The organism is Nocardioides albidus (assembly GCF_006335005.1).
Lineage (GTDB): Bacteria > Actinomycetota > Actinomycetes > Propionibacteriales > Nocardioidaceae > Nocardioides > Nocardioides albidus.
In genome coordinates, this window is sequence record NZ_VDMP01000011.1 from 39,869 (window position 1) to 41,059 (window position 1,191).

At 73.0% G+C, this 1,191-nt stretch carries 1 protein-coding gene; it reads left to right on the forward strand.

From position 1 onward, the window contains the following. Positions 1 to 81 precede the first annotated feature (81 nt). A complete protein-coding gene (locus FHP29_RS01100; protein ID WP_139621032.1) occupies positions 82 to 1,131 on the forward strand; it encodes a type IV toxin-antitoxin system AbiEi family antitoxin domain-containing protein in 1,050 nt (349 codons plus the stop codon). Positions 1,132 to 1,191 lie beyond the last annotated feature (60 nt).

Sequence of the window (1,191 nt, forward strand, 5' to 3'; positions counted from 1 at the left end):
GCCCGCTCCGCACACCCGGTCATCCACAGGCCCGTGCGAACCCCTTGGCGAGAGGTCCCGCACGGGGCAGGCTCCCCCGCCATGAACCCACGCGTCCTCACCGCCGTCGCCGCGGGCTCCGGCGTGATCCGCCGCGAGCAACTCCTCGACCTCGGCCTGTCGCCGGCGGACATCCGAGCGCAGGTCGCCGCCGGCGAGCTCATCCGGCTCCGGCGGGGAGTGTTCACCACCGGTGAGCACTGGACCGCGCTCGACGAGTACGTCGGCCGCCCGCTCCTCCTCGCTCGGGCCGCCGTCACGACCATGCGCCGTGGCTGGGTGCTCAGTCACGACTCGTCGGCGCACGCGTGGGAGCTGCCCATCCTGCGGCCGAACGACCCGCTCGTCCACGTGACTCGTCCCGGGTTCACCAACGCCTGGACGGAGTACCGCGTGCGCCACCATCTCGCCCGGTTCTCCCCCAGCCAGGTCGGCTGGGTCCAGGGGCTGCCCGCGCTGGACCTGCCGCGCACCGCCGTGGACATCGCCCGGGAGCGCGGAGTCGTCGACGGGGTGGTCGCCTGCGATGCCGCGATGCAACGGGGCGTCACGCGGCTCGACCTCGAGGCGGCGTACGCGATCATGACCTGCTGGCCGGGCGTCCGCTGGGCGCGCGAAGCCGTCGCGCTGGCCGACCCCGGCGCCGAGACCGTGCACGAGTCGCTCACCCGGCTACTGGTACTCGAAGCGGGCATCGGCGAGCCGGACACCCAGTTCCCCGTCCGCACCACCGAGGGCATCAAGTGGTGCGACATCCGGGTGGGCAACCACATCGTCGAGGCGCACGGGATGATCAAGCTCCGGCCGGTCGCCGACGGCGGTGTCGCCACTCGCCCCGCCGACGAGGTCGCGCGCGACCAGTGGAAGCGCGAACGCCTGCTGCGCGACCAAGGGCTCGGCACGAGCAACGTGTACTGGGAGGACCACTGGGGCGCACGCCGCGCGGTCGCGATCGAGCGGTTGCGTCGTGACGCCGCGGAGACCGCCGCCCTGCGCGGCGCCGTCCTCGACGAGAGACTGGCGCGCGACGCCGAGCGCATCCGCCGGGAGTACGGCGATCGCCGGCGAGCCAGGCCGTCCCCGGTCATGTAACTCGGTGTTCGTGCAACTGCCACGGTGTCCTGACCGGTCAGGAGTCCCTGGTAGTCGCAC